Origin of the sequence: Undibacterium sp. Di27W (assembly GCF_049340345.1) — a bacterium.
Classification (GTDB): Bacteria; Pseudomonadota; Gammaproteobacteria; order Burkholderiales; family Burkholderiaceae_D; genus Undibacterium.
In genome coordinates this window covers 1-411 of the sequence record NZ_JBMPOS010000107.1, presented here as the reverse complement: position 1 = coordinate 411, position 411 = coordinate 1, and the positions used below count along the sequence as shown (strand labels likewise).

1 protein-coding gene is annotated in these 411 nt (G+C 51.6%); it reads right to left on the bottom strand.

The features are described from left to right. Positions 1-411: PAQR family membrane homeostasis protein TrhA (trhA, locus tag ACO0LF_RS31505; RefSeq protein WP_423021356.1), on the bottom strand; the 411-nt coding region annotated here is incomplete at both ends.

Below are 411 nucleotides of genomic sequence, written 5' to 3'. Positions count from 1 at the left end.
AACCCAACCCATCACTACATATATTAGCAACGACATTAGCCGCGCTCCTTTGGCGCACCATAATTCTTGCAGGACGCCAACAACGGCAAGCCCCCACACCACGCCGAACAGCGACCATCCCCACGTTCCCCTTAAGCTGACCAGTGTGAATGGCGTATAGGTACCAGCAATTAGCAAGTAGATCGCGCAATGGTCGAGCCGACGCAAAACATCTTTTGCTGGCCCTTGTAAGCTGTGATACAGCGCAGATGTAAAATACAGGGCAAATAACGTGGCAGCGTAGATGCTGAAACTAACAATCTTCCAATAGTCACCACTACGAGCCGCTATCGTAATCAGCGATACACCGCCCACTACTGCTAGCGCAGCACCAACCGCGTGGGTGATGCTGTTGAAGCGCTCTCCATAATA